This window comes from Marinomonas fungiae (assembly GCF_001418205.1).
In the GTDB taxonomy this organism is placed as follows: Bacteria; Pseudomonadota; Gammaproteobacteria; order Pseudomonadales; family Marinomonadaceae; genus Marinomonas; species Marinomonas fungiae.
In genome coordinates, this window is the sequence record NZ_LIQF01000003.1 from 309,346 (window position 1) to 331,346 (window position 22,001).

Consider the following 22,001-nt stretch of genomic DNA (forward strand, 5'->3'; position numbering starts at 1 on the left):
TCAGGCTTAGAAGAGGTTATTCTACCTCTTCTAAGCGATTTAGCCATTTGCTCAGTGGGAAGCCTAGTTGTTGCGAGAGCTTGTCACATTCCTCTCTTTGTTGCTTAAGATTCAAGTTATGCGGAGCGTTGGTGGCGAATACTACCCAATTGCCGCAGCCTGTATCCAGCCCTGTTACGGTGTTGAACATATCCTTCAGTGTTTCTTTCAAATCGTGCTGGTATTGATGCTCTTCCCAGCAATTTAATACCAGCATGCCGCCTTCTTTCATTTGCTTCTTAGCATCTTCAAGGAAAGCTTGTGTTGCAACACGGTTATCCATGCCAAAATGCTGATAAAGATCGGTAAATAAAATATCAAATTTCTTTGATTTATTACTGGCCACAAATCCGATTGCATCATCCGTTATCACTTCAATGCGCTTGCTTTTGGGGAGCCTGAAAAACTCTTCTGCAATAAAGACAATTTCTGCTCTTAATTCTACTGCCGTAATATGAATACCACTGACAGCTTTAGCAAGCGCATGTACCAAAGCGCCACCACCTAAACCTAGTACACAGGCTCGCTTAGGTGTTCTATCCATCAGTGCTAGCAACATTGCTTGGGTGTATTCGTGCTGCAAAATATGCGGGGTTTTAATTTGCACTCGGCTTTGTTCATCGCCGTCAGCAAATGAAAGAATTCGATATTTGCCATCGTCGAAGACACGTATAACACCAAACTCATCTTGAGTTTCATAAAGTAAAGACATGAGTGTTTCTCTTAGATAAAAAGAAAGGCCAGACAGTTGTCTGGCCTTTGTCTAGATCAGATCATAGCGAATTTTCCCTTCAGGCTAAATCTGCTTTGATATGTTCAAGTAAGATTTGGGCAGGGTGCTTAATTTTGGCATCATCCAATCGTTTAGCTTGGCAACGACAAGAATAGCCGGTCGCGACCAGTTTGTTGTTTAATGCGGGATCGTTCACCTTATCTTTCCAAGATAGGTTATAAATCTCAACGGACGTGGCCTTATTTCGAGATTCATGGCCGTAGGTGCCCGCCATGCCACAACAGCCAACGTTCTCAATCGCTAATTTTAATCCCAATAATTCATAGACAGACTGCCAGTCTTTAATCGATGGGGCTGCATTGGTCTTCTCAGTACAATGCGCCATCATATGGAAGGTTTCATCTTTGACTGAAATCGCCTGCTTTTGCAGATGTTCAGATTGGTTCGCAAGCCATTCTTGCATCAGCTGCACTTTAGGAATTGGGCGGCTGTTGCCAAATGTTTTAGCGTACTCAGAGCGGTAAGTCAGCGTCATGGATGGGTCAATACCGATCATAGGTAAACCGTAAAACGCTAGGTTTTGCAGCATATCTAGATTCTTCTTGGCCGTTTTTTCAAACGAACGCAAGAAACCGTGCACATGAAGAGGCTTGCCGTTCGGCATATAGGGTGCTAGGTATGCTTGGAATCCCAATCGGCTAAGCAGCTCCATTACATCAAGCACCAACTCTGTTTCAAAGTAGCTGGTAAAGGCATCCTGAACCACAATGACCGCACGTTTACGATCTTTTGGGCTCAGTGATTCGATCGCTAGTGGCGTTGCTAAGCGAATACCACGACGGGACATCTCTCGTTTAAGATTGTGTTTTGACAGTTTAGGGCTGTCTTCCATGCCAACAACCTTACTCATTAGTCGGTTCATTAGCTTATTGCCAACAAGCCAATTATAAGGCTGAGGAAAGGCTGCCAGCGTAGGCATCATGTATTCCAATGAGCCGACAAAGTAGTCTTTTGCTGGTCGCAAGTAACGACTGTAGTAAAGCTCTAAGAATTTAGCGCGAAACTCTGGCACGTCCACCTTAATAGGGCACTGGCCAACACACGATTTACAAGCCAAACAGCCCATCATAGATTCATGTACTTCATGGGAGAAGTCATATTCCCCCTTTCGTTTGGCTAAGGTGTTACGTAAACGAGGAATAAAGCTTCCGACAAATGTGGTGTGTTTTGCCTTGTGGCTGGCTTTACGCACATCGACGCCTTGTTCGCTCATGCCGCGAAGCCATTCACGCATCAAAGAAGCGCGGCCTTTTGGTGAGTGAATGCGTTGACGTGTGCCTTTCCAAGATGGACACATAGCATCGTGCGGATCAAAGTTAAAACACGCACCGTTACCGTTACAGTACATGCCTTCTTTAAATTGATCTCGGTTGGTCAGAGGAATTTGACGATCAAGCTGACCTCGCAGTGGCACTGCATCTATTTTAAGCAGTTCTGCGCCCAGCTCAAATGGCGTCGCAATTTTGCCTGGGTTAAGTTGGTTACGTGGGTCAAATGCGCCTTTAACTTGCTGAATACTTGGGTATAAATCACCAAAGAAGGCAGGCGCATATTCAGAGCGTACGCCTTTGCCATGTTCGCCCCAGAGTAAACCGCCATATTTTTGCGTTAGGGCTACCACTTTATCTGTAATTTCGCGCACCATGGGCTCTTGGGATTCGTCTTTTAAATCTAATGCAGGGCGCACATGTAAAACACCAGCGTCGACATGGCCGAACATGCCGTAAGCGACGCCATAAGAATCCAGCACTGCGCGGAACTCCATAATGTAATCCGCTAAGTTTTCCGGCGGAACCGCAGTGTCTTCAACAAATGGAATCGGGCGTTTTTCACCTTGAGCATTACCCAATAGGCCGACTGATTTTTTGCGCATCGCCCATAGCTTGTTAACGTTGCTGTGGCCATTGGCAACGCTGTAGCCCAGTGTGCTACTGGAGGCATCTTGAGACAAAAGATCTAATGCATCGGTGAGTACTTTCACGCGCTCAGCAACTTCTTCCTCACTGTCTCCGGTATATTCCACCAAGTTGATGCCTTGGGCGTCTTCACCTGGTTGCTCAGGAAAAAATTCCGCAACAGAGTTCCAAATGATATCGCCTTTGGCTAGGCCAAGCACTTTAGAATCTACGGTTTCGATGGATGTGGGCTTGGCTTCAAGTAGCTCTTTTGCATGACGCAAAGAAGCCTCAAAGCTGTTGTAGCGAATGTTAACCAAGGTCGCAAATTTCGGAATTTTAAGTAGGTTAACTTTGGCTTCTACAATAAATCCAAGAGTACCTTCTGAACCGCACAGAATATTGTTCATGTTAAAGCGGCCATCTGTGTCACGAATGTGCGCCAGATCATAGCCGGTCATGCAGCGGTTCAACTCAGGGAAGGTCTCTGCAATTTCCTTTTGCTTGGTTTGTGCGATGCTATCAATAACGCGGTGCGCATGAGCTGAGTAGCCTGAGCCTTGTTTGATTTGCTCTAGTTCTGCATCAGAGATAGGTGTGGTCGTAATCGTTTCACCGTCTAGCAAGACGGTTTTGAGCTCTAGTACGTGATCGCGTGTTTTGCCGTACATAACGGAGCCTTGACCACTGGCATCGGTATTGATCATGCCGCCAATGGTTGCGCGGTTACTAGTAGACAGCTCTGGGGCAAAAAATAGACCATCTGCTGCGATGGCTTTATTTAATTGATCTTTAACAACGCCCGTTTGAACACGCGCCCAGCCTTCCGCAACATTGACTTCCAGAATCTTGTTCATATGTTTGGAAAGGTCAACCACCAAACCGTCTGTTAGTGACTGGCCATTCGTACCAGTACCACCCCCTCTAGGGCTCAGAACAATATCGTGGAATTCACTGTTGTTAGATAGACGTGTGATCAGTTGAATATCTTCAGCTGTCTTTGGATAGATAACACCTTGAGGAAGAACTTGGTAGATTGAGTTATCGGTCGCTAGCACGACGCGATTGGCATAATCTGGATTGGTGTCCCCCTGAAACCCTGAAGCCTTCAAGCGCTCGATAAAGGCGAGGTACTTCGCTTGAACTGGCGAGACTTCAGACAATTTAGGAATCATGTAATATTCTCCGATATTTGCGACCTTGTGCGTGGGCTATTCTAACAAAGAATCTACGTCTAAACTTCTCAACTCGATGAAAAATAAGTTGTGTTAGCATGTTATATTTTCATAAACCGACGATTTTTTTGTATTTTTTGTTAGACTGCGACGTTTTTAAGGGGTGCTATGCTGTTACAGACTATTCGCCTGCCTGCTTGTCAGAATCGTCAGGAACAGTCATTTCTGATTTATCGAGGTGATTTAGAATGTGTGACGGCTCCAGGAAATAAGCAGCATAAACTCAAGTACCACTTACAACAGGCCCTATTAGAGCAAAAAGACTACGTCGCGACGTTCGGCGGTCCCCATTCCAATCACGTTGCAGCCTTTGTTGCTCGATGTGTTGAATTAGGCCTTAAGCCTTTAATTGTTGTAAGAGGGGAAACGTGGGCCACATTAACACCCACGTTGTCTCAAGCCGTTAGACAAGGGGCTGTGTTATTTCCAAGTCAACGAAGCGACTATCGACTTGGCTTGAACGCTGAAATGAAGCTTGCCATGGATGATTTCTACCAAAATAACGTCTACTGGGTTCCTGAAGGCGGCGGTGGAACATTTGGAGTATTAGGCTGTTTAGATTGGGCAAATGACATTTATCAGCAACTTGACGACGATGTGCATGTGTGTGTTGCCAGTGGTACAGGAACAACCGCTGCGGGTTTTGCAGCATCGAGATTTCGCTCACTATCCGTGTTTTCTGCCTTGAAGGGCGCTGAAGATCTGGTTGGAGTGTTAAACAATCATTGTCGGCAAGCTGATCTATCATGTCAGGCAACAGTTTTAGACGGTTATGATGAATCTTTGCATGGTGGGTTTGGACGAGTCAGCGATCAGTTACTAGACTTCCTTAGAGTTTTGAAGACGTTAAATCCAGGTATTCCACTTGACCCTGTTTACACATCGAAGATGGTATTTAAGGTTAATCAACTCGTGGAACAAGGTCTTTGGTTGCATAAGAAGACGCTGTTCATCCATACGGGGGGCTTGCAAGGGTGGCAGGGGTTGACCAATCAACAATGTCCGTATGATGACTATCAGTGCACATGATGCTTATTCATGTGTACTGCAAACAAGTGCAATAGCTAAGGCGTACGCTTTCTGATACATTCTTAGCTGTATGCTGTTTTGGGCTAATTGCTTGAAAGCAATACGAAATTAATCGCAATCATAGTGAAGCCATGAAATTGCGCTTTGCTAATGCAAATCAGTGATGGGAAAGATTGATTAATGAGTCTTTTTAGACGAATCGGTATTATCGCGCGCTTGGATAAACCACAGATTCTTGAAACGGTTGGACGCCTAACAGACTTCCTGATTAAGCAGGGGGTTGAGCCTGTTTTGGAGACAGACTTGGCGACTATGATGCCTTCTCCAAAAACATCAGCCGCCCCTTTGAAAGAGTTAGGGGACCATTGTGATTTGGTAATGGTGGTGGGTGGTGATGGCAGTTTCCTCGGGGCTGCTCGCGCAATCATTGATTACGATATTCCGGTTCTTGGTATGAACCGTGGAACCTTGGGTTTCCTAACCGATATTTCCCCTATCGATTTTGAGCAAGAACTAGAACCAATCCTTCGTGGTGAATACCTTGAAGAAAAGCGCTTTATGATTGAAGCGAAAATTAAACGTCAAAATCGTCCAAGCGGCGAGGGCATAGCGCTAAACGATTTAGTGCTTCATCCGGGTAAATCTGCCCGTATGATTCGTTTTGACCTATTTATTGATGATCAATTTGTCATGAATCAGAAGTCTGATGGTTTGATTGTTGCCACGCCAACGGGTTCAACTGCCTATGCCTTGTCTGCTGGTGGCCCAATCATGCTTCCCAAGCTAGAAGCGCTTGTTTTAGTGCCAATGCACCCTCATACACTGAGTAATCGACCCATTGTAATTGATGCGGATGCTAACATTCGTATCGTTGTATGTGAGTCTAATCTGACTTACCCAAGTGTAAGTTGCGACGGTCAACTTAATATTACGGCTGCACCTGGTGACGAGATTCATATTACACGTCGTAAAGGTGGGATTCGTCTGATTCACCCTAAAAATCACGATTTCTACGATGTATGTCGAACCAAGCTAGGATGGCAGTCCGGTTATCGCCAATAAAGGACTAAATTGATCTAATGCTGTTGATCTATGAATTTGCTCTAAACGAGCAGCCGCAAAGCTTTAGCAAACTGCTCTGGCAACATCGTATTGGTCATAGAATCGTTCAAGCGAATAACCGTGATCAATTATGGCTTCTTAGTCCAGAGGATGTTGAGCAAACTCAAACATTACTAGAGCTTTGGCAACGGGATCCAAGCGAAGCCCTGAAGTGGTCATCAACTCCTCGCCCTCGTGCAGTGAACCCAAATTTTAAAGATTGGCACAAATCCCCAGTAACCATTGCAACCTTGTTGATGGCCGCATTAGTGGCTCTTGTTACAGGGTTAGGGCAATACTTAGATACCCTAAGTTGGTTCACCATTTCTTCCTTTGAAATTATTGGTAATCGCATACACTTCGACCCGTTGTCGACGGTATTAGCTGAGGGCGAATACTGGCGTTTACTGACTCCGGCATTTATTCATTTTGGAGCGATGCATCTGATCTTTAATGCCCTGTGGGTATGGGAGATTGGGCGTAAACTAGAGCGTCTAATGGGCTCTTTAGCTTGGCTTCTGTTTGCTGCGACTGTTTCTATTGTCAGCAATGTCGGTCAATATTTGCTAAGCCAATACCCTCTGTTTGGCGGCCTATCTGGTTTGGTTTATGGACTAATTGGATTTGCTTGGATTATGCCATGGTTAATTCGAGGCTGGCCAAGCATCATCTCTAAACCTCTTATGGCATTTTTTATTGTTTGGCTTGTACTTGGCTATACCGATGTACTTGCCATGTTTGGCCTTGGTAAAGTGGCCAATGATGCGCATTTGTTAGGACTAATTTCTGGTTTAGCTTGCGCGGGTGTCTATAGCCTGGTGTGGAAATTATTCAAACGACGTTAACAAACCGATGATTCGGTACGAGTGATTTATGAACTTTAAAGATATGATCGATAACATGTCCCCTGAAGTGTACGGGCGACTAAAGCAGGCTGTTGAACTGGGTAAATGGCCAAACGGCGTAAAACTCACGCCAGAACAAATTGAACTCTGCATGCAGGCAGTGATCACTTACGATTACACCAATAAGCCAGAAGACGAGCGTGTTGGCTTTATTGATCGTGAAGCACACTTAGGTTGCAGTAGTAAAAAAGACACTCTTGAACATGAAACGGTGAAATGGGTGATTAACCCGGATGCGAAGCAATGATTCAAGGAAATCTGCGCAAGATGCCAGCCAAGGTGGCCGATGGCAAAGTGAGTTACGAGTTGAAGCTTGGTGATCACTTAGTACCTTTGGAACAAGCCATCGGCCAAAAAGTGTCGTTGAACTTCACTGGACAGATTCATTGCATTCACTGTGGCCGCGCCAGCAAAAAATCCTTTAGTCAAGGTTACTGTTATCCTTGTTTTAAAAAGTTGGCCGCTTGCGATACCTGCATTATGAGTCCTGAGAAGTGCCATTATTTCGAGGGTACCTGTCGTGAACCTGATTGGGCCGACAAGTACTGTATGCAAAGTCATTATGTATATTTGTCTAATACCACAGCCTTAAAAGTAGGGATTACTCGTGGTGATCAATTGCCAACCCGCTGGTTAGACCAAGGCGCGACGCAAGCGCGTGCTATGTTCTTAGTGGAAAATCGTCGTATGTCAGGGTTAGTCGAGACGCTATTTAAGTCGGAAGTGGCGGACAAAACCAATTGGCGTAATATGCTTAAAGGCATCGATGTTGAGCTAAACCTTGAGGTCGAGCAAGAGCGATTGATTAATCGTCTTTGGGAAGGTTTAGACGCACTACAAAATGAATATGGTCTACAGGCAATCCAAGAGCTTGGGGCCGATAACGCCACCCATGAATTTGTTTATCCAGTATTAGAGTACCCTACTAAAATCACCAGCATTAACGCTGAGAAGACGCCTCTCGTTGAAGGCACCTTGATGGGTATTAAAGGACAGTATTGGATATTAGACACGGGCGTTATCAATCTACGCAAATACACCGGATACGAAGCGGAATTCACGCTATAGGAGCCACTCATGGCAGAGCAAAAGCCGTCAGCAATTTATTTGAAAGACTACACTGTTCCAAATTTTCTGATTGATAAAACGGAATTGACGTTTGATCTTGATGAAACACAAACGATTGTCACTTCGCGCTTACATCTTCGTCGTAACCCAGACAGCACACAACAGACGTCGCCTCTTGTCCTAGATGGTGGAGAGGATGTGCAACTGATCGGTGTTGCCATTGACGATTACGCGCTGCCAAAAGAAGAGTACGCAATCAAAGATGACAAGCTGATCATTACTGCGACACCAAATGAATTCGTGCTGACTTGCGAAACCATGATTGAGCCGCAAAACAACACCAAGCTTGAAGGCTTATACCGTTCATCGTCTATGTTTTGCACCCAGTGTGAAGCCGAAGGCTTTCGTCACATTACCTATTACCTAGATCGTCCTGATGTGATGTCGATCTTTACGACCACTATCATTGCTGATGAAAACCGTTACCCCGTGATGCTGTCAAATGGTAACGAAATTGAGCGGGGCAAAACCGATGAAGGGAAGACCTTTGTTACTTGGCATGACCCGTTCAAGAAACCAGCCTACTTGTTTGCTTTGGTCGCAGGCAATCTTGAAGTGCTGAATGATAGCTTTACGACCATGAGTGGTCGTGATGTGAAGCTGCAAATTTTCACCGAGAAGCACAACATCGACAAAGTCGATTTTGCCATGGATTCGCTGAAGCGTTCTATGAAATGGGACGAAGAAGTCTATGGTCGTGAATACGATCTGGATATCTTTATGATCGTCGCGGTGGATGACTTCAATATGGGGGCAATGGAAAACAAGGGATTAAACATCTTTAACTCTTCTTGTTTGTTAGCCAGCCCTGAAACGACGACAGACGATGCTTATCTTCGGGTAGAAGCGGTTGTGGCACACGAGTATTTCCATAACTGGTCAGGTAACCGTGTTACTTGTCGTGACTGGTTCCAGTTAAGTCTTAAAGAGGGCTTTACGGTATTCCGTGATCAGTGTTTCTCAGCGGATACGCATTCTGATGTGGTGAAACGTGTTGAAGACGTCTCTTTCTTAAAAACAGCGCAATTTGCCGAAGACGCTGGACCGATGGCGCATCCGATTCGTCCTGCGTCATTTATTGAAATTTCTAACTTCTACACCTTAACGATTTACGAGAAGGGCGCTGAAGTGGTTCGTATGATTCATACGCTACTGGGCGCAGAAGGCTTCCGCAAAGGTTCTGATCTGTACTTTGAGCGTCATGATGGTCAAGCGGTGACCTGTGATGATTTCGTTAGAGCAATGGAAGATGCCAACGGTGTTGATTTAAGCCAATTTAAGCGCTGGTACTCGCAAGCGGGCACACCTCGCTTAACGGTTACAGACAGCTATGATGAACAAGCAAAAACCTACAGTTTAACCGTTCAGCAAATGACACCAGCAACGCCAAATCAGCCGACTAAACTGGCGCTTCATATCCCTGTTAAAGTTGGCTTGGTCAGCGCATCAAATGAAGCATTAACGTTTGATTACGCTGGGCAAACACAAGACGAAGTCGTGCTTCATGTGAACGATACCGAGCAAACGTTTGTATTTGAGAATGTATCGTCTAAGCCGGTGCCATCATTGCTACGTGGTTTCTCGGCGCCAGTGAAATTGGACTACGATTACTCTACAGAGCAATTGCTTCAGTTAATGTCTGGTGATCCGGATGGCTTTAACCGCTGGAGTGCCTCACAGCAACTTGCAGTAAATGAGTTGAATGCACTGATTAAGCAATACCAAAAAGGCGAAGCCCTAAGTAAAGAAACCCATTTGGTAGAAGGTTTCAAAGCCTTGTTAGCGGATAAAACTCTCGATCCAGCAATGGTGGCCTTGATTCTTAGCCTGCCAAGCCAGGCTTACCTATCTGAGTTGGCAGAGAAAATCGACCCGCAAGCGATCAAGGCGGCTCGCGAGCACCTGCGTGCTGTGGCAGGTAAAGCCCTACAAGCAGAATTCAAACACGTTTATGAAAGCAACACAGTGACTGAGGCGTACCAAGCGAGCGCTGAGCAAATTGCCAAACGTTCTTTGAAAAATGCGGCTTTGATGTACTGGGTCGCTGCGGGCAGTGATGAAGCCAAATCAGCCGTTGTCCGCCAATACCGTAATGCCGATAATATGACTGATCAGTTCGCGGCGTTGTCTTGTCTGGTCCACTTTAACCTACCTGAAGCCGATGAATTGTTGAATGCGTTCTTCGAGCAGTGGCAGCACGAAGTGTTAGTAGTAAACAAGTGGCTAATGCTATCTGCCGCTCGAGAGCAAGAGAACGGCCTTGAGCAGATTAAGGCGCTGATGCAGCACCCCAATTTTGATATTAAGAACCCCAACAAACTGCGTGCGGTCATTGGCGGTTTAGGTCAGAACGTTGATACTTTCCATAATTTGGATGGTAGTGGTTACGCTTTTTTAGCAGATCAAATTATTTTGCTTAATAAACGCAATCCGCAAATTGCTTCGCGTCTTTGTACGCCTCTGACTCGTTGGCAACGGATGGTGCCAGCTTTGGCAGAGAAAATGAAAGGGGAGCTTGAGCGCATTGCTCAAGAGGATCTTTCAAAGGATGTCTATGAAGTCGTTTCTAAAAGCCTAGCTTAGAAAAATCATGAAAAGCGCTGTTTAACAGCGCTTTTTTTTGAGGTAAAGGATCGTAACTAGAACTACAATTAAGTTATTGTTTTGACTGGTTTGAGCAGCAGAAGTGGGAGTTATAATAATGAAAAAGCCATATCGCTATGTTGTACCTGTGGCGCTTGGGACAATTTTAACGGCCTGTAGTCATACCTCTGTCATAACAGACAGCGCTTCATCCGAATCCAATGCTCAAACTTTGTGGTCTGCGTCCCCTCAAGATGTAGAGCAGAGCAATGTGTTAAGCCCAGCAAAAGTCTCCGAGCTGGAGCTCTTGCGCCAACGCATAGCAGACAACGCTGATCGAATTGTCCAACTGACTGCTCAGCTTGATGAGAAAGATCGTTTGCTAGCCGAACTTATGTCGAATGACAAAGATGCTGCGCTTTTATTAACTATACAGCAGCTTGAAAAAGAGCGTAATGCGCTCGAAATACGCTATAACCAACTACGCTTGGAAAACGATCGTCTTACTGCTCAGATTCACACTCTTGAAAATGATATTCAGGTTACGAAGCTAAGCTCGTCAGAACAACAGGCAGACTTTGTTGCACTTAATCGTAATTTTAGAACGTTAGATAGTGCTCATTATGCCTTGTCTAAAGATTACCGTGATTTATCCATCGAACACGCTCACTTAAAAAGTCAGCTTGATACCTTAACAGAGCAAAACAAACATCTCGCTCAAGAGTTTTCTTTGCTGAATGAAGAAAACCTGAAATTAGGTGGCGCGTTATCGGAAGCGCGCGCTCAGCATCAAGTGCTATGGGATAAAATACGAGTACAGGGTAATGTTATCGATACCCTGCAGACCCAAAATGCTGAGTTACAGCGCAAAGGTGGTTTAATTATTGCTGCTGAAGGAAATCCAGACAATCTTCCTGACTTGGCTAAGCTAGAAGCAAAGATCACTCGACTGAAAGCTGAGCTATCTGCCCAGAATGACTTAATTTCAGGTTATCAAGTTGATGTGGCGCAATTAGAATCTGCTCTAACGCGTCAAGAGAACGACCTAAATGGGCAACTAGAAACACTGCAAAACCGTTATCAAGAGTTAACCGCACGTCATAAGCAACTCAATGCAGAATTATCAAACATGCGTGATATGTTAAATGCGCGGGACCAGCGAATCGCGTCGCTACAACAAGAGCTTGATCGGTCTGATCAGCAAAAGGCTACGCTTTTAGCGGAGATTAAGCAGCTCCGTGAACAACATGAAGATTCACTGCAGCAGATTGTGAGCCTTGAGCAGCAAGCGGCAGTTGAAGCAGAGCAAAAGACCAAGTTGGAAAATCAGGTTAACAACTTGATTCCATTTGAAGGGGCAGTGATGTCACTGCAGCGTCAGCTACAAAGTGAACTGACCAACGTGCGCTGGACTTTGCCCACTTCAGCTAATCTTCATGATACCTTTGAGATCCAGTTGTCTGCGGAAGTGAATAACCCTGTACAAGGGCAGACTTACTACGCCGAGCTCTTTGTGGACAGCGCGCTCAGTATGATGAGTGCTGCCGAAGCTGAATCTACTTTGAATCAAGGGCAGCTGAATTTTCGTTGGCGTCTAAGTGGTTTAAATGAGCGCCCTAATGCCACTATGAATGTTTCCGTTACTCAAGAAGTGAACTACAACGGTCAGGTGATCTTGCGTAAAATTTATCGTGACACTGAGAGTGTGGAGCTGATTTCCAAAGATTGGTTAAGTAAATATGGTTTCTGGGCGGCTGCCATCTTGGGCGGTCTGCTGATGGGGTTCGGTGTGGGCAAATTAGGTCGTCGCACTTAAGTTTAGCGGCGTATATAAGCATTGGATCTGCTTGATAACGTCAGCGATACACATTCATTCACTTTGCTATTACTAAAATTCAACTACTTACATAGCTGGTTTGCTATAGTAGCCTCGCATTAAATTTTAGAGGTAGTGACAGTGGTCAAGTCTGGTTCGTATGACGTTATCGAAAGTCGTTTAAAGGATAATATCCTAATTCTGGATGGTGGTATGGGTACCATGATCCAGAGTTATAAATTGGAAGAGCAGGATTATCGTGGTGAGCGCTTTAGCGACTGGCATAGCGAACTAAAGGGCAACAACGACCTTCTGTCACTGACTCAGCCAAAAATCATCAAAGCCATTCACTCGGCGTACCTAGAAGCTGGCTCAGACATTATTGAGACCAACACCTTCAATGCTAACTCTATTTCGATGCTCGACTACCATATGGAGTCTTTGAGCTATGAGATTAACTTCGAGTCAGCAAAACTTGCCCGTGAAGCGGCAGATGAATTTACCGCACAGAACCCAAGTAAACCTCGATTTGTGGCAGGTGCTGTTGGACCGACCAGCCGTACTTGTACGATTTCTCCTGATGTAAACGATCCTGGATTTCGTAACGTTTCGTTTGATCAATTAGTAGAAGCCTACACGGTTTCCATTGATGGTCTTATCAAAGGTGGTGCTGATCTACTTTTGATTGAAACCATTTTCGATACGCTGAACGCGAAAGCCGCAATCTTTGCTGCGCTACAGTACTTTGACGATCATGGTGTGCGTTACCCAATCATGATTTCCGGTACCATTACCGATGCATCTGGCCGTACGCTGTCAGGTCAAACTACCGAAGCCTTCTGGAACTCGATTGCTCACGCGCGCCCAATTTCTGTGGGCTTGAACTGTGCCCTTGGCCCAAAAGATCTTCGTCAGTATATCGAAGAGCTATCAAACATTGCTGATACGCACGTATCGGCACACCCTAACGCAGGTCTACCAAACGCTTTTGGTGAATACGACGAATCCCCAGAAGAAATGCTGGAAGAGATCCAAACTTGGGTCGATGCGGGCTTTTTGAACATCATTGGTGGCTGTTGTGGTACTGAGCCAAGCCACATCAAAGCGTTTGCAGATGCTTTCCTTGAGGCCGCACCTCGCGTGATCCCAGAGATTCCAAAAGAATGTCGTCTATCGGGTCTTGAGCCATTCAACATCAGTGATGAAAGCCTATTCGTGAACGTGGGGGAACGTACCAACGTTACCGGTTCAGCGATGTTCAAGCGTCTAATCAAAGAGGGTGATTTTGACACGGCGCTTGATGTGGCTCGTCAACAGGTTGAGAACGGTGCCCAAATCATCGATATCAATATGGACGAGGGTATGTTGGACTCGGAAGCCGCTATGGAGCGCTTCTTGAAACTGATTGCCTCTGAGCCAGATATCTCTCGCGTGCCAATCATGCTGGACTCGTCTAAATGGGAAATCCTAGAGACAGGTCTTAAAAACATCCAAGGTAAGGGGGTGGTGAACTCGATCAGCTTGAAAGAAGGCGAAGAGAAGTTCATCGAACAAGCTAAACTGCTAATGAAATACGGTGCGGCCGTCATCGTCATGGCCTTTGATGAAGTCGGTCAAGCGGATACTCGTGAACGTAAGATTGAGATTTGTCGTCGTTCTTACGATGTTTTGGTTAACAAAGTAGGCTTCCCACCAGAAGATATCATCTTTGACCCGAACATCTTTGCCATTGCTACCGGTATCGAAGAGCACAACCGTTATGCGTTGGACTTCATCGAAGCAACCGGTGATATCAAACGTGAGTTGCCTTACGCAAAAGTATCTGGTGGTGTGTCGAACGTTTCCTTCTCGTTCCGAGGTAATAACCCAGTGCGTGAAGCGATTCACGCGGTATTCCTATACCACGCGATTAAAAATGGCATGACTATGGGTATCGTAAACGCGGGCCAATTGGCGGTTTACGAAGACATTCCAAAGCGTCTGCGTGATGCAGTTGAAGATGCCGTACTGAACCGAACGCCAGAGGCAACCGATAATCTGCTTGCAATCGCTGGTGACTTCGTTGGTACTGGCGAGGCCGCGGAGAAAGAAACGCAAGAATGGCGCAGCCTTCCTGTAGGTGAGCGTCTGACCCATGCTTTAGTAAAGGGTATTACGGAATTTATCGACGAAGATACAGAAGAGGCACGTCAGCAATTCGACCGTCCGCTGGAAGTAATCGAAGGTCCACTGATGGACGGCATGAGTGTGGTCGGGGATCTGTTTGGTTCCGGTAAAATGTTCCTCCCTCAAGTGGTAAAATCCGCCCGTGTTATGAAAAAAGCGGTAGCATACCTAATGCCATTTATCGAAGAAGAAAAGCTTCGTAACAAATCGACTGCTTCGTCCAGCGCTGGCAAAGTTATTATGGCGACGGTTAAAGGCGACGTACACGATATCGGTAAAAATATTGTAGGTGTGGTACTTCAATGTAATAACTTTGAGGTCATCGACTTGGGTGTCATGGTGCCATCGGAGAAAATCCTGCGCACCGCGAAAGAAGAAAATGCAGACATTATTGGTTTGTCTGGTTTGATCACGCCATCTCTAGACGAAATGGTACATGTGGCCAAGGAAATGCAACGCCAGAATTTTCACATTCCAGTGATGATTGGTGGTGCGACTACGTCGAAAGCACACACAGCGGTTAAGATCGAGCAGAACTACAAAAACAACCAAGTAGTACACGTAACCAACGCATCGCGCAGTGTTAGCGTCGCCAGCAACCTGCTAACTAAGGATGCGGAGCGTCGTGCGAAATTTATCGCCGAAGTGCAAGAAGACTACGAAAAAACACGTGAGCGCTTTAAAGATCGTGCCAAAGCAGGTCGTCGTGTATCGCTAGAGAAAGCCCGTTTGAATAAAACGCCTGTAGACTTCTCTGGAATCAAAACGCCTGAGAAACTTGGTATTACAGTCTTTGATGCGGCAGACATTGACTTCAACGAAGTGCAAAATTACATCGATTGGACGCCATTCTTCCAAACATGGGAGTTAGCCGGTGCTTATCCTCGTATCTTGACCGATGAAGTGGTTGGTGAAGAAGCTACCCGTCTATTTGCGGATGCTAAAGCAATGCTTGCAACGGTTATCGAAGAGAGCTGGCTGGATGCTAAAGCGGTTGTAGGCTTGTTCCCAGCGAACCAAATGAACCATGACGATGTGGTGATCTACACAGATGAATCACGTACAGAAGAAGTCATGACGCTGAATTTCCTACGTAATCAAAACGAGCTGAATGCACCGGGTAAATACAACCAGTGTCTATCTGACTTTGTCGCAACCAAAGAGCAGGGTAATGACTACATTGGTGCCTTTGCATGTGCGGCAGGTTTTGGTATTGATGCCATCGTTGCACGCTTCGAGGCTGATCATGATGACTACAACTCAATCATGATTAAAGCCGTGGCAGACCGTCTGGCGGAAGCCACCGCGGAATACCTACACGAGAAAGTGCGTAAAGAGCTTTGGGGTTACGCGCCGGATGAATCGCTAACCAACGAAGAGCTAATTAAAGAGCGCTACAAAGGCATTCGTCCTGCACCTGGTTACCCAGCATGTCCTGATCACACTGAGAAAGACAAGTTGTGGGAATTGTTAGATGTGACCAACAATACAGGCATGCAGCTAACGGAAAGCTACGCCATGCTACCGACTGCTGCCGTAAGCGGCTGGTATTTTGGTAATGCTGAGAGCAACTACTTTGGTGTTGGTAAAATTGGTCCAGACCAAGTGGATAGTTATGCTGAGCGTAAAGGCATGACTAAAGATGATGCCGAGCGTTGGTTGGCGCCGAACCTAGGATACGATCCAGAGGATGACCGAATCTAATTCGCCTTTTAGCCTTAATGTAGGCACTCAACTAAAGATCCCAAGCCAAGCGGCTTGGGATCTTTTCATACAGCCAGCGCAAGCCAACTGGAATCACGCACTACAATCTTTTGACGCGACACTTGGCTTTCATACGGGCTCGATTCTTACCATGAAATTTCAAGCACTGCGTGGGCCGGTGGTAATGAAATTTGAAATTTTGGAATCCAGTCCTGCCCAATGTCTCGTATTGGAACATTCATTTCGGCATTTATTGTTTAAGCATTCTGGACAAATATGCGTGCGCTTTGTTGAGCAAGGCAGCCTCCAATGTAGAGTGGAAATGCAATATGTTTTGATTGGTCCATTTGTTACGCGTGTGTGGACAGAAAAGAAATTAATCGTAAATAATATATTTAATTTATGGTTGGAAAGTTTAAAGCTTCAGTCTGAGAGGTTATAGGTTATGGCAAAAGCAATTCACGATCCGGAGAAGCATGCAGAACGCATGAAGAAGATCAAGCAGCATGTAGATAGACGAATTGCCAAAGCTCAAGAAGAAAAGGGTACCTTTGTTCTTCTAACGGGAAATGGCAAAGGGAAATCGAGCTCTGCTCTAGGTATGGTTGCCCGTGCGTTAGGCCACAATATGAAAGTAGGTGTGGTGCAGTTTCTAAAAGGTGAGTGGAACACTGGTGAAATAGACTTCTTTAAAGCGCAGCCTAATGTGACTTGGCATATTATGGAAACAGGTTTCACTTGGGAAAGCCAAAACCGTGAGCAAGACATCCAGAGCTCGAAAGAGACTTGGGTGAAAGCAGAACAACTCCTAGCAGACGAAAGCTATGATCTTGTGGTTTTAGACGAGTTAACTTACCTGCTTCATTATGAATACTTAGAAGCTGATAGAGTATTGAAAGCCTTGATGGAGCGCCCGGACATGCAGCACCTTGTGGTCACCGGACGTGGCGCAAGTGATGAACTCATTGAGCTGGCCGACACTGTCAGTGAAATCAAAGATGTAAAGCATGCCTTTAAGCGAGGTATCAAAGCACAAAAAGGCTTGGAATTCTAATCACCCACCCCAATTGAATGGGTGAATATCTCTGGTAAATCTAATTTTGTGGTCCAATATTCTAGAATATTGAAGCAAATAAGTCATAAAAACTGATTTTATATTGGTATTATGGTTTTTTTAACTACTGGAGAGTGAATATGCCTGCAATTGAACGTTTAGAAGTCGGTCAGCGTATGAGTCGCATTGTAAAAAGCAATGGTATGGTTTTTTTATGCGGTCAAGTTGCGGCAGATGCTAATACGGATATCACGGAGCAAACGCAGACTATGTTAGCAAAAGTCGATGCTTTACTAGATCAGGCAGGCTCTAGTCGCGAACATATGCTTTCAGCAACCATCTACCTTCGCGATATGAAAGATTTTGCTGCAATGAATGCAGTATGGGATGCATGGGTTCCTGAGGGGTGTGCACCAGCTCGAGCCTGCGTAGAGGCTCGTCTGGCACGTCAAGAATTGCTTGTGGAAATTTCTGTGGTAGCAGCAGAAAAGTAATCAATACTCAGGTTTACTTAGGTCGACGCTGATACCAGCGTTGGCCAGAGTTCGACTGAGAACTTGTATGTTTCGAGCCATGTCTCTGGATAAATTTAAAATTAAGATGCCGAAGTCAAAAGCAAAGTGGTCATGAAATTCGCCAAACACATTGTAATCAACTTCTAAAATAACCGTGTCACCCAGTGCTTTCGCGTAGCCGTTTCTTGGTGATAAGGAAATCATGCTTACATAGCCTAGCGCCTGACCAAAGGTTACCCTACGAATAAATGAAGTATCCATGTCATTGTCTTGGTAATAGCATAGTGCGCCTGTGATGATGATGTAAAAACTGTCACCTTTATCACCATCTTCAAACAACAGCTCGCCATCATCAAGGTGGGTTAACTTTCCTCGTTCAACTAAATAATCAATTGCCGAGGCACTGAGTGCACCAAAGATTGACCCTTTTTTTAACGTATCGGCACAAAGATCGTAAGGGCAGTTTTTAGTAGTAACTGTGTTCATAACAACCACCTCCCTTTGACTTAAGCCTAAGCCTGAAGTGGAATTTTAACCATGTGATTTATTAAGGATTTCGTAGCAAACCGTAATCATTTAGTTTATATGCTTAACGTCATTGTACGAACTAAGTAAATCCCCCCTTATTATTTACGTTTATCGGCATAAGGGTAGGAATCTTGATACTCAAGAACTTCTACTTTATCTCCTAATCTTATTTGGCCAATATTTTCAGCCACTAGATTCACACCAAAGGTGACGCCATCTCTCTCAAGTAAACGGAATTTAGCTAACGTTTTAAGGGGCTCTCCCTTACGGCTTCGTTGCGCTGTTTGAGGATCTAAAGTGGTAAAGATACAGCGCACGCAGGGTTTTACATTTTCAAATATGACCTCACCAATGCGAATGCGTTTCCAAGTGTCTTCCGCAAACGGCTGATTGCCTGAAATGACTATGTTTGGACGAAAGCGAGCCATTTCATTTGTCTGTGGGCCACTGCGATTAAGCTCATCTAGGGAGGCCTGAGTGGTTAAAAGGAAGGGATATCCATCAGCAAAGGCGACAGGTAGCTCAGGGCGACGACTGGTGAATCGCTCAGATTGTTCACCAAAATAGACAAGTGAAGCATTGGTGCCTAATAAATCACTCAGCCATTGATCTGCTAACGTTGTGGTTCTCTGGGCTAGTACAGGGACTTCCCAGATCTCAGTGTTGAAATATTCGCGATTAAAATCGAGCGGATTCAAAACTAAAGGAAGTTTTATATCTGGGTGGGTTAAAGTCAGTATGGCGCTATCAATATCGGCTTGAATTAAGCTAAGAGTAGGGTGCTCGCGCGCCGTCAGAAACATTCCTCGGTCATCTACAATCATATAGCGACGATCGAATTCTAAACCGCTCAGTGTAATGTTTGATTGTTGCAAAGGAATTGCTTTGCAGGATTTTAGAGGGTAAATAGCAAGTTCGGAAACTGTTAACGGCACATTGAGTCCTTATCAACGGAAAGAAAAACCAAGTGTGAAGACTTTATCTTAGCGATGCAACCCGCCCGGGTAAGCGATGCTTTAATCGCTTCTAAGCCCCAGCTTTATCCGGGGGGGGCAATACTTTAATCGCCCATATGACCTAAATTGTCAGGGATTAAAACAAAGCGGCCCCCTGAAATGTTGGGACATCTCAGGGGGCCGGTCTGTTACCTAATGCAAGGCAATTGTATTAGATGTAGTACGACGCCAATGGAGGGAAGCCATTGAACTCTACTGCACTGTACGTGGTTGTGTAAGCGCCAGTAGAAAGCCAGTATAGACGGTCACCGATAGCAAGATTCAATGGTAAGCCATACTTGTAGTTTTCGTACATGATGTCAGCACTGTCACAGGTTGGTCCAGCAATGATAACTTCTTCAAGCTCACCCGTTTTCTCAACGTGAATTGGGTACTTGATCGACTCGTCAAGCGTTTCAATCAAGCCAGAGAACTTGCCTACGTCCGTAAATACCCAGCGGTTAAGAGCGGTGTGAGATTTACGAGAAATCAACACTACTTCACTTACTAGAATACCCGCATTGGAAATCAAAGAGCGACCAGGCTCAAGGATAATGCGTGGCATATCATCGCCAAAGTCTTCCTCAAGGAAACGCGTGATTTCCTCTGCGTACGTAGCAAGGTCATTTGTTCGGCTGATGTAGTTTGCTGGGAAACCACCGCCCATGTTGATCATCTTAAGATGAATATCGTCTTCCGTTTTAAGACGCTCGAAAATAACTTTAACGCTGGCAATCGCCGCGTCCCAAGCACCAATGTCGCGTTGCTGAGAACCAACGTGGAAAGATACGCCGTAGGGCTCAAGACCTAATTCTTTCGCAAGGATCAAAAGATCCATCGCCATATCCGGACGACAGCCAAATTTGCGAGAAAGAGGCCAGTCTGCTGACACAGTGCCTTCGGTAAGAATGCGTACGTAAACGCGTGAACCTGGCGCCGCTTTTGCGATATTGCGCAAGTCAGCCTCTGAGTCCGTAGCGAACATGCGCACGCCTTTCTCGTAAAAGTAACGAACGTCTTTCGCTTTCTTAATCGTGTTGCCGTAACTTACTTGCTCAGGTGAAACGCCACCAATCGCTAATAACTTATCTAGCTCGTAGCGAGAAGCGACATCGAAGTTGGAACCGCGGTCACGAAGTAGTGTCAGGATCTCTGGAGCTGGGTTGGCTTTAATAGCGTAGAACACATCCGCTGTTGGAAAGCCTTTAGTTAACTCAGTGTAAGCCTCATCGATCATTTTAGTGTCGATGACCACAAAAGGCGTTTCCTTTGTGTCAGCTAGGGCTTTTAAACGGTTGAACTGTTCTGGGGTGTAAAAAGAATGAACGTCAATAGACATGGCGCATTGCTCCTTATCTTCAATAAAACATAATCCGAAAAATACGCCTTTACCTCCCTCCATCCTACTTATGGCTGTTACTTATCCGGCGGTGAAAGCCTTAAGCGACTAGCGCAGCAGTTGAAGCGGTGCGGAATATGTTCAGCAACGACGCGAGGCGAAATTTAAGACGCAATCTTGATTGCGTCAAGAAATTTCTTTTACTTTTTTTTAGGCTTAAAAAAAGGCCCCGAAGAGCCTTGATTGTATAGTGTTCTAACTATTATTTCGATGGTTTTGGAAGTGAAAAATTGCAGATCCCGTGATTAATGCACCAATGAAATAGACGCCTTCTGCCGGGTTGTTGGTCAGCGCCGTTAAGCCAGGGCCTGGGCAGTAGCCACTTAACCCCCAGCCAATGCCAAACATAGCGGAACCAAGAATCAAATTTTTATCAATGTCACGTCGAGTAGGAACGTACCATTTATCTGCCAGCCAAGGTTTAGTGCGACGATTCCGTATCGCGTAGCCAATCATCCCTACGGCCACTGCACCGCCCATCACAAAGATTAGGGAAGGATTCCAGTCGCCAAAAATATCGAGGAAACCTAACACCACCGCAGGGTTTGTCATTTCGGAAACGGCTAACCCTAATCCAAATAAAAGACCGGTTAAGAAAGTAATCAAAGCGTACATAATGGCCTCTTATTTAGTAATAAACACAGTGATAATCGCGGTTGTCATAAAGATTGCTGTCGCAATCAATGAGCGCGGCGATAAACGAGAAATACCGCATACACCATGTCCACTGGTACAGCCACTGCCAAGACGAGTACCGTAACCTACTAATAAACCTGAAATAATTAGCAAGATAGGGCTGCGAACTTCAGGAAATGGCTGTGAAGGCTCAACTAGAATACCGTATGCACTGCCGCCAACAATTAAACCGATCACAAATAAAAGTGGCAAAAAACGATCTTTGCTGAAAAGTGCTTGCGCTAAAATGCCGCTAATGCCGACCACTTTACCGGTAAACAGCAAATAAATAGCTGTGGTTAAGCCAATGAGCAAACCGCCGGCTAACGGGTATAAAAAGGTTTCCATAAAGGTTTTGTCCTCTGTATAAATCAACTACATAAGAATAATCTAATATATAGTGTGAATTCTATCGGAAATTAAGGATTAAAAGTAGGTTTT

At 45.2% G+C, this 22,001-nt stretch carries 18 protein-coding genes; 11 read left to right on the forward strand and 7 right to left on the reverse strand.

Translation table 11 applies throughout. The features are described from left to right. Window positions 1-16: 16 nt before the first annotated feature. Together ASC49_RS06415 and ydiJ are read right to left on the reverse strand one after the other, a co-directional pair. The gene (locus ASC49_RS06415; protein WP_055462400.1) at window positions 17-751 is read right to left on the reverse strand and encodes a spermidine synthase; all 735 of its coding nucleotides are present in this window, start codon (window positions 749-751) and stop codon (window positions 17-19) included. Between the two features lie 79 nt (window positions 752-830). After that, on the reverse strand, window positions 831-3,902 hold the full coding sequence (gene ydiJ / locus ASC49_RS06420) for a D-2-hydroxyglutarate dehydrogenase YdiJ (RefSeq protein WP_055462401.1): 3,072 nt from the start codon (window positions 3,900-3,902) through the stop codon (window positions 831-833). Window positions 3,903-4,070: 168 nt separating this feature from the next. On the opposite strand from ydiJ, the gene ASC49_RS06425 reads away from it, so the two are divergent. The 11 genes from ASC49_RS06425 to ASC49_RS06475 all read left to right on the forward strand — a co-directional run bounded on the left by ASC49_RS06425 (window position 4,071) and on the right by ASC49_RS06475 (window position 17,942). Continuing rightward, the gene (locus ASC49_RS06425; protein WP_055462402.1) at window positions 4,071-4,991 is read left to right on the forward strand and encodes a 1-aminocyclopropane-1-carboxylate deaminase/D-cysteine desulfhydrase; all 921 of its coding nucleotides are present in this window, start codon (window positions 4,071-4,073) and stop codon (window positions 4,989-4,991) included. A gap of 180 nt (window positions 4,992-5,171) precedes the next feature. Further along, window positions 5,172-6,053 (forward strand): NAD(+) kinase, encoded by an 882-nt coding sequence (locus tag ASC49_RS06430; protein ID WP_055462403.1) that lies wholly within the window; start codon window positions 5,172-5,174, stop codon window positions 6,051-6,053. 17 nt (window positions 6,054-6,070) lie between these two features. Next, window positions 6,071-6,937, forward strand: coding sequence for a rhomboid family intramembrane serine protease (locus ASC49_RS06435; protein ID WP_055462404.1), 867 nt, complete (start codon window positions 6,071-6,073; stop codon window positions 6,935-6,937). A gap of 28 nt (window positions 6,938-6,965) precedes the next feature. Further along, on the forward strand, window positions 6,966-7,244 hold the full coding sequence (locus ASC49_RS06440; RefSeq protein ID WP_055462405.1) for a YeaC family protein: 279 nt from the start codon (window positions 6,966-6,968) through the stop codon (window positions 7,242-7,244). Then, window positions 7,241-8,065 carry a DUF2797 domain-containing protein gene (locus tag ASC49_RS06445; RefSeq protein WP_055462406.1) on the forward strand — a complete coding sequence of 275 codons (825 nt, stop codon included), beginning with the start codon at window positions 7,241-7,243 and terminating at the stop codon, window positions 8,063-8,065. The genes ASC49_RS06440 and ASC49_RS06445 overlap by 4 nt, the downstream gene beginning before the upstream one ends. 9 nt (window positions 8,066-8,074) lie before the next feature. Next, window positions 8,075-10,708, forward strand: a complete 2,634-nt coding sequence (pepN, locus tag ASC49_RS06450; protein WP_055462407.1) for an aminopeptidase N — start codon at window positions 8,075-8,077, stop codon at window positions 10,706-10,708. 118 nt (window positions 10,709-10,826) lie between these two features. Further along, entirely contained in the window at window positions 10,827-12,524 is a 1,698-nt protein-coding gene (locus ASC49_RS06455) for a coiled-coil domain-containing protein (RefSeq protein WP_055462408.1), read from the forward strand. A 141-nt stretch (window positions 12,525-12,665) separates the two neighbouring features. Continuing rightward, entirely contained in the window at window positions 12,666-16,394 is a 3,729-nt protein-coding gene (gene metH / locus ASC49_RS06460) for a methionine synthase (protein WP_055462409.1), read from the forward strand. Then, window positions 16,381-16,836, forward strand: a complete 456-nt coding sequence (locus ASC49_RS06465; protein ID WP_055462410.1) for an SRPBCC family protein — start codon at window positions 16,381-16,383, stop codon at window positions 16,834-16,836. The genes metH and ASC49_RS06465 overlap by 14 nt, the downstream gene beginning before the upstream one ends. Window positions 16,837-16,839: 3 nt before the next feature. Next, window positions 16,840-17,448 (forward strand): cob(I)yrinic acid a,c-diamide adenosyltransferase, encoded by a 609-nt coding sequence (cobO, locus tag ASC49_RS06470; RefSeq protein WP_055462411.1) that lies wholly within the window; start codon window positions 16,840-16,842, stop codon window positions 17,446-17,448. Window positions 17,449-17,588: 140 nt separating this feature from the next. After that, window positions 17,589-17,942, forward strand: coding sequence for a RidA family protein (locus tag ASC49_RS06475; protein ID WP_055462412.1), 354 nt, complete (start codon window positions 17,589-17,591; stop codon window positions 17,940-17,942). Here ASC49_RS06475 and ASC49_RS06480 read toward each other — a convergent pair whose 3' ends face one another. The 5 genes from ASC49_RS06480 to ASC49_RS06500 all read right to left on the reverse strand — a co-directional run bounded on the left by ASC49_RS06480 (window position 17,943) and on the right by ASC49_RS06500 (window position 21,908). Continuing rightward, a complete protein-coding gene (locus ASC49_RS06480; RefSeq protein ID WP_055462413.1) occupies window positions 17,943-18,449 on the reverse strand; it encodes a Crp/Fnr family transcriptional regulator in 507 nt (168 codons plus the stop codon). Window positions 18,450-18,589: 140 nt separating this feature from the next. Then, the gene (locus tag ASC49_RS06485) at window positions 18,590-19,426 is read right to left on the reverse strand and encodes an MOSC domain-containing protein (RefSeq protein WP_055462414.1); all 837 of its coding nucleotides are present in this window, start codon (window positions 19,424-19,426) and stop codon (window positions 18,590-18,592) included. A 232-nt stretch (window positions 19,427-19,658) separates the two neighbouring features. Beyond that, entirely contained in the window at window positions 19,659-20,825 is a 1,167-nt protein-coding gene (locus ASC49_RS06490) for a type III PLP-dependent enzyme (RefSeq protein WP_055462415.1), read from the reverse strand. 255 nt (window positions 20,826-21,080) lie between these two features. Further along, entirely contained in the window at window positions 21,081-21,500 is a 420-nt protein-coding gene (locus ASC49_RS06495; RefSeq protein WP_055462416.1) for a DUF6691 family protein, read from the reverse strand. A 9-nt stretch (window positions 21,501-21,509) separates the two neighbouring features. After that, window positions 21,510-21,908, reverse strand: a complete 399-nt coding sequence (locus ASC49_RS06500) for a YeeE/YedE family protein (protein WP_055462417.1) — start codon at window positions 21,906-21,908, stop codon at window positions 21,510-21,512. Window positions 21,909-22,001 lie beyond the last annotated feature (93 nt).

Coding starts and splice junctions, on each gene's coding strand:
- ASC49_RS06480 (WP_055462413.1), bottom strand. CDS start 18,449: ATGAACACAGTTACTACTAAAAACTGCCCTTACGATCTTTGTGCCGAT.
- ASC49_RS06475 (WP_055462412.1), top strand. CDS start 17,589: ATGCCTGCAATTGAACGTTTAGAAGTCGGTCAGCGTATGAGTCGCATT.
- ASC49_RS06495 (WP_055462416.1), bottom strand. CDS start 21,500: ATGTACGCTTTGATTACTTTCTTAACCGGTCTTTTATTTGGATTAGGG.
- ASC49_RS06435 (WP_055462404.1), top strand. CDS start 6,071: ATGCTGTTGATCTATGAATTTGCTCTAAACGAGCAGCCGCAAAGCTTT.
- ASC49_RS06465 (WP_055462410.1), top strand. CDS start 16,381: ATGACCGAATCTAATTCGCCTTTTAGCCTTAATGTAGGCACTCAACTA.
- ASC49_RS06455 (WP_055462408.1), top strand. CDS start 10,827: ATGAAAAAGCCATATCGCTATGTTGTACCTGTGGCGCTTGGGACAATT.
- cobO (WP_055462411.1), top strand. CDS start 16,840: ATGGCAAAAGCAATTCACGATCCGGAGAAGCATGCAGAACGCATGAAG.
- ASC49_RS06500 (WP_055462417.1), bottom strand. CDS start 21,908: ATGGAAACCTTTTTATACCCGTTAGCCGGCGGTTTGCTCATTGGCTTA.
- ASC49_RS06445 (WP_055462406.1), top strand. CDS start 7,241: ATGATTCAAGGAAATCTGCGCAAGATGCCAGCCAAGGTGGCCGATGGC.
- ASC49_RS06490 (WP_055462415.1), bottom strand. CDS start 20,825: ATGTCTATTGACGTTCATTCTTTTTACACCCCAGAACAGTTCAACCGT.
- ydiJ (WP_055462401.1), bottom strand. CDS start 3,902: ATGATTCCTAAATTGTCTGAAGTCTCGCCAGTTCAAGCGAAGTACCTC.
- ASC49_RS06415 (WP_055462400.1), bottom strand. CDS start 751: ATGTCTTTACTTTATGAAACTCAAGATGAGTTTGGTGTTATACGTGTC.
- ASC49_RS06425 (WP_055462402.1), top strand. CDS start 4,071: ATGCTGTTACAGACTATTCGCCTGCCTGCTTGTCAGAATCGTCAGGAA.
- pepN (WP_055462407.1), top strand. CDS start 8,075: ATGGCAGAGCAAAAGCCGTCAGCAATTTATTTGAAAGACTACACTGTT.
- ASC49_RS06440 (WP_055462405.1), top strand. CDS start 6,966: ATGAACTTTAAAGATATGATCGATAACATGTCCCCTGAAGTGTACGGG.
- ASC49_RS06430 (WP_055462403.1), top strand. CDS start 5,172: ATGAGTCTTTTTAGACGAATCGGTATTATCGCGCGCTTGGATAAACCA.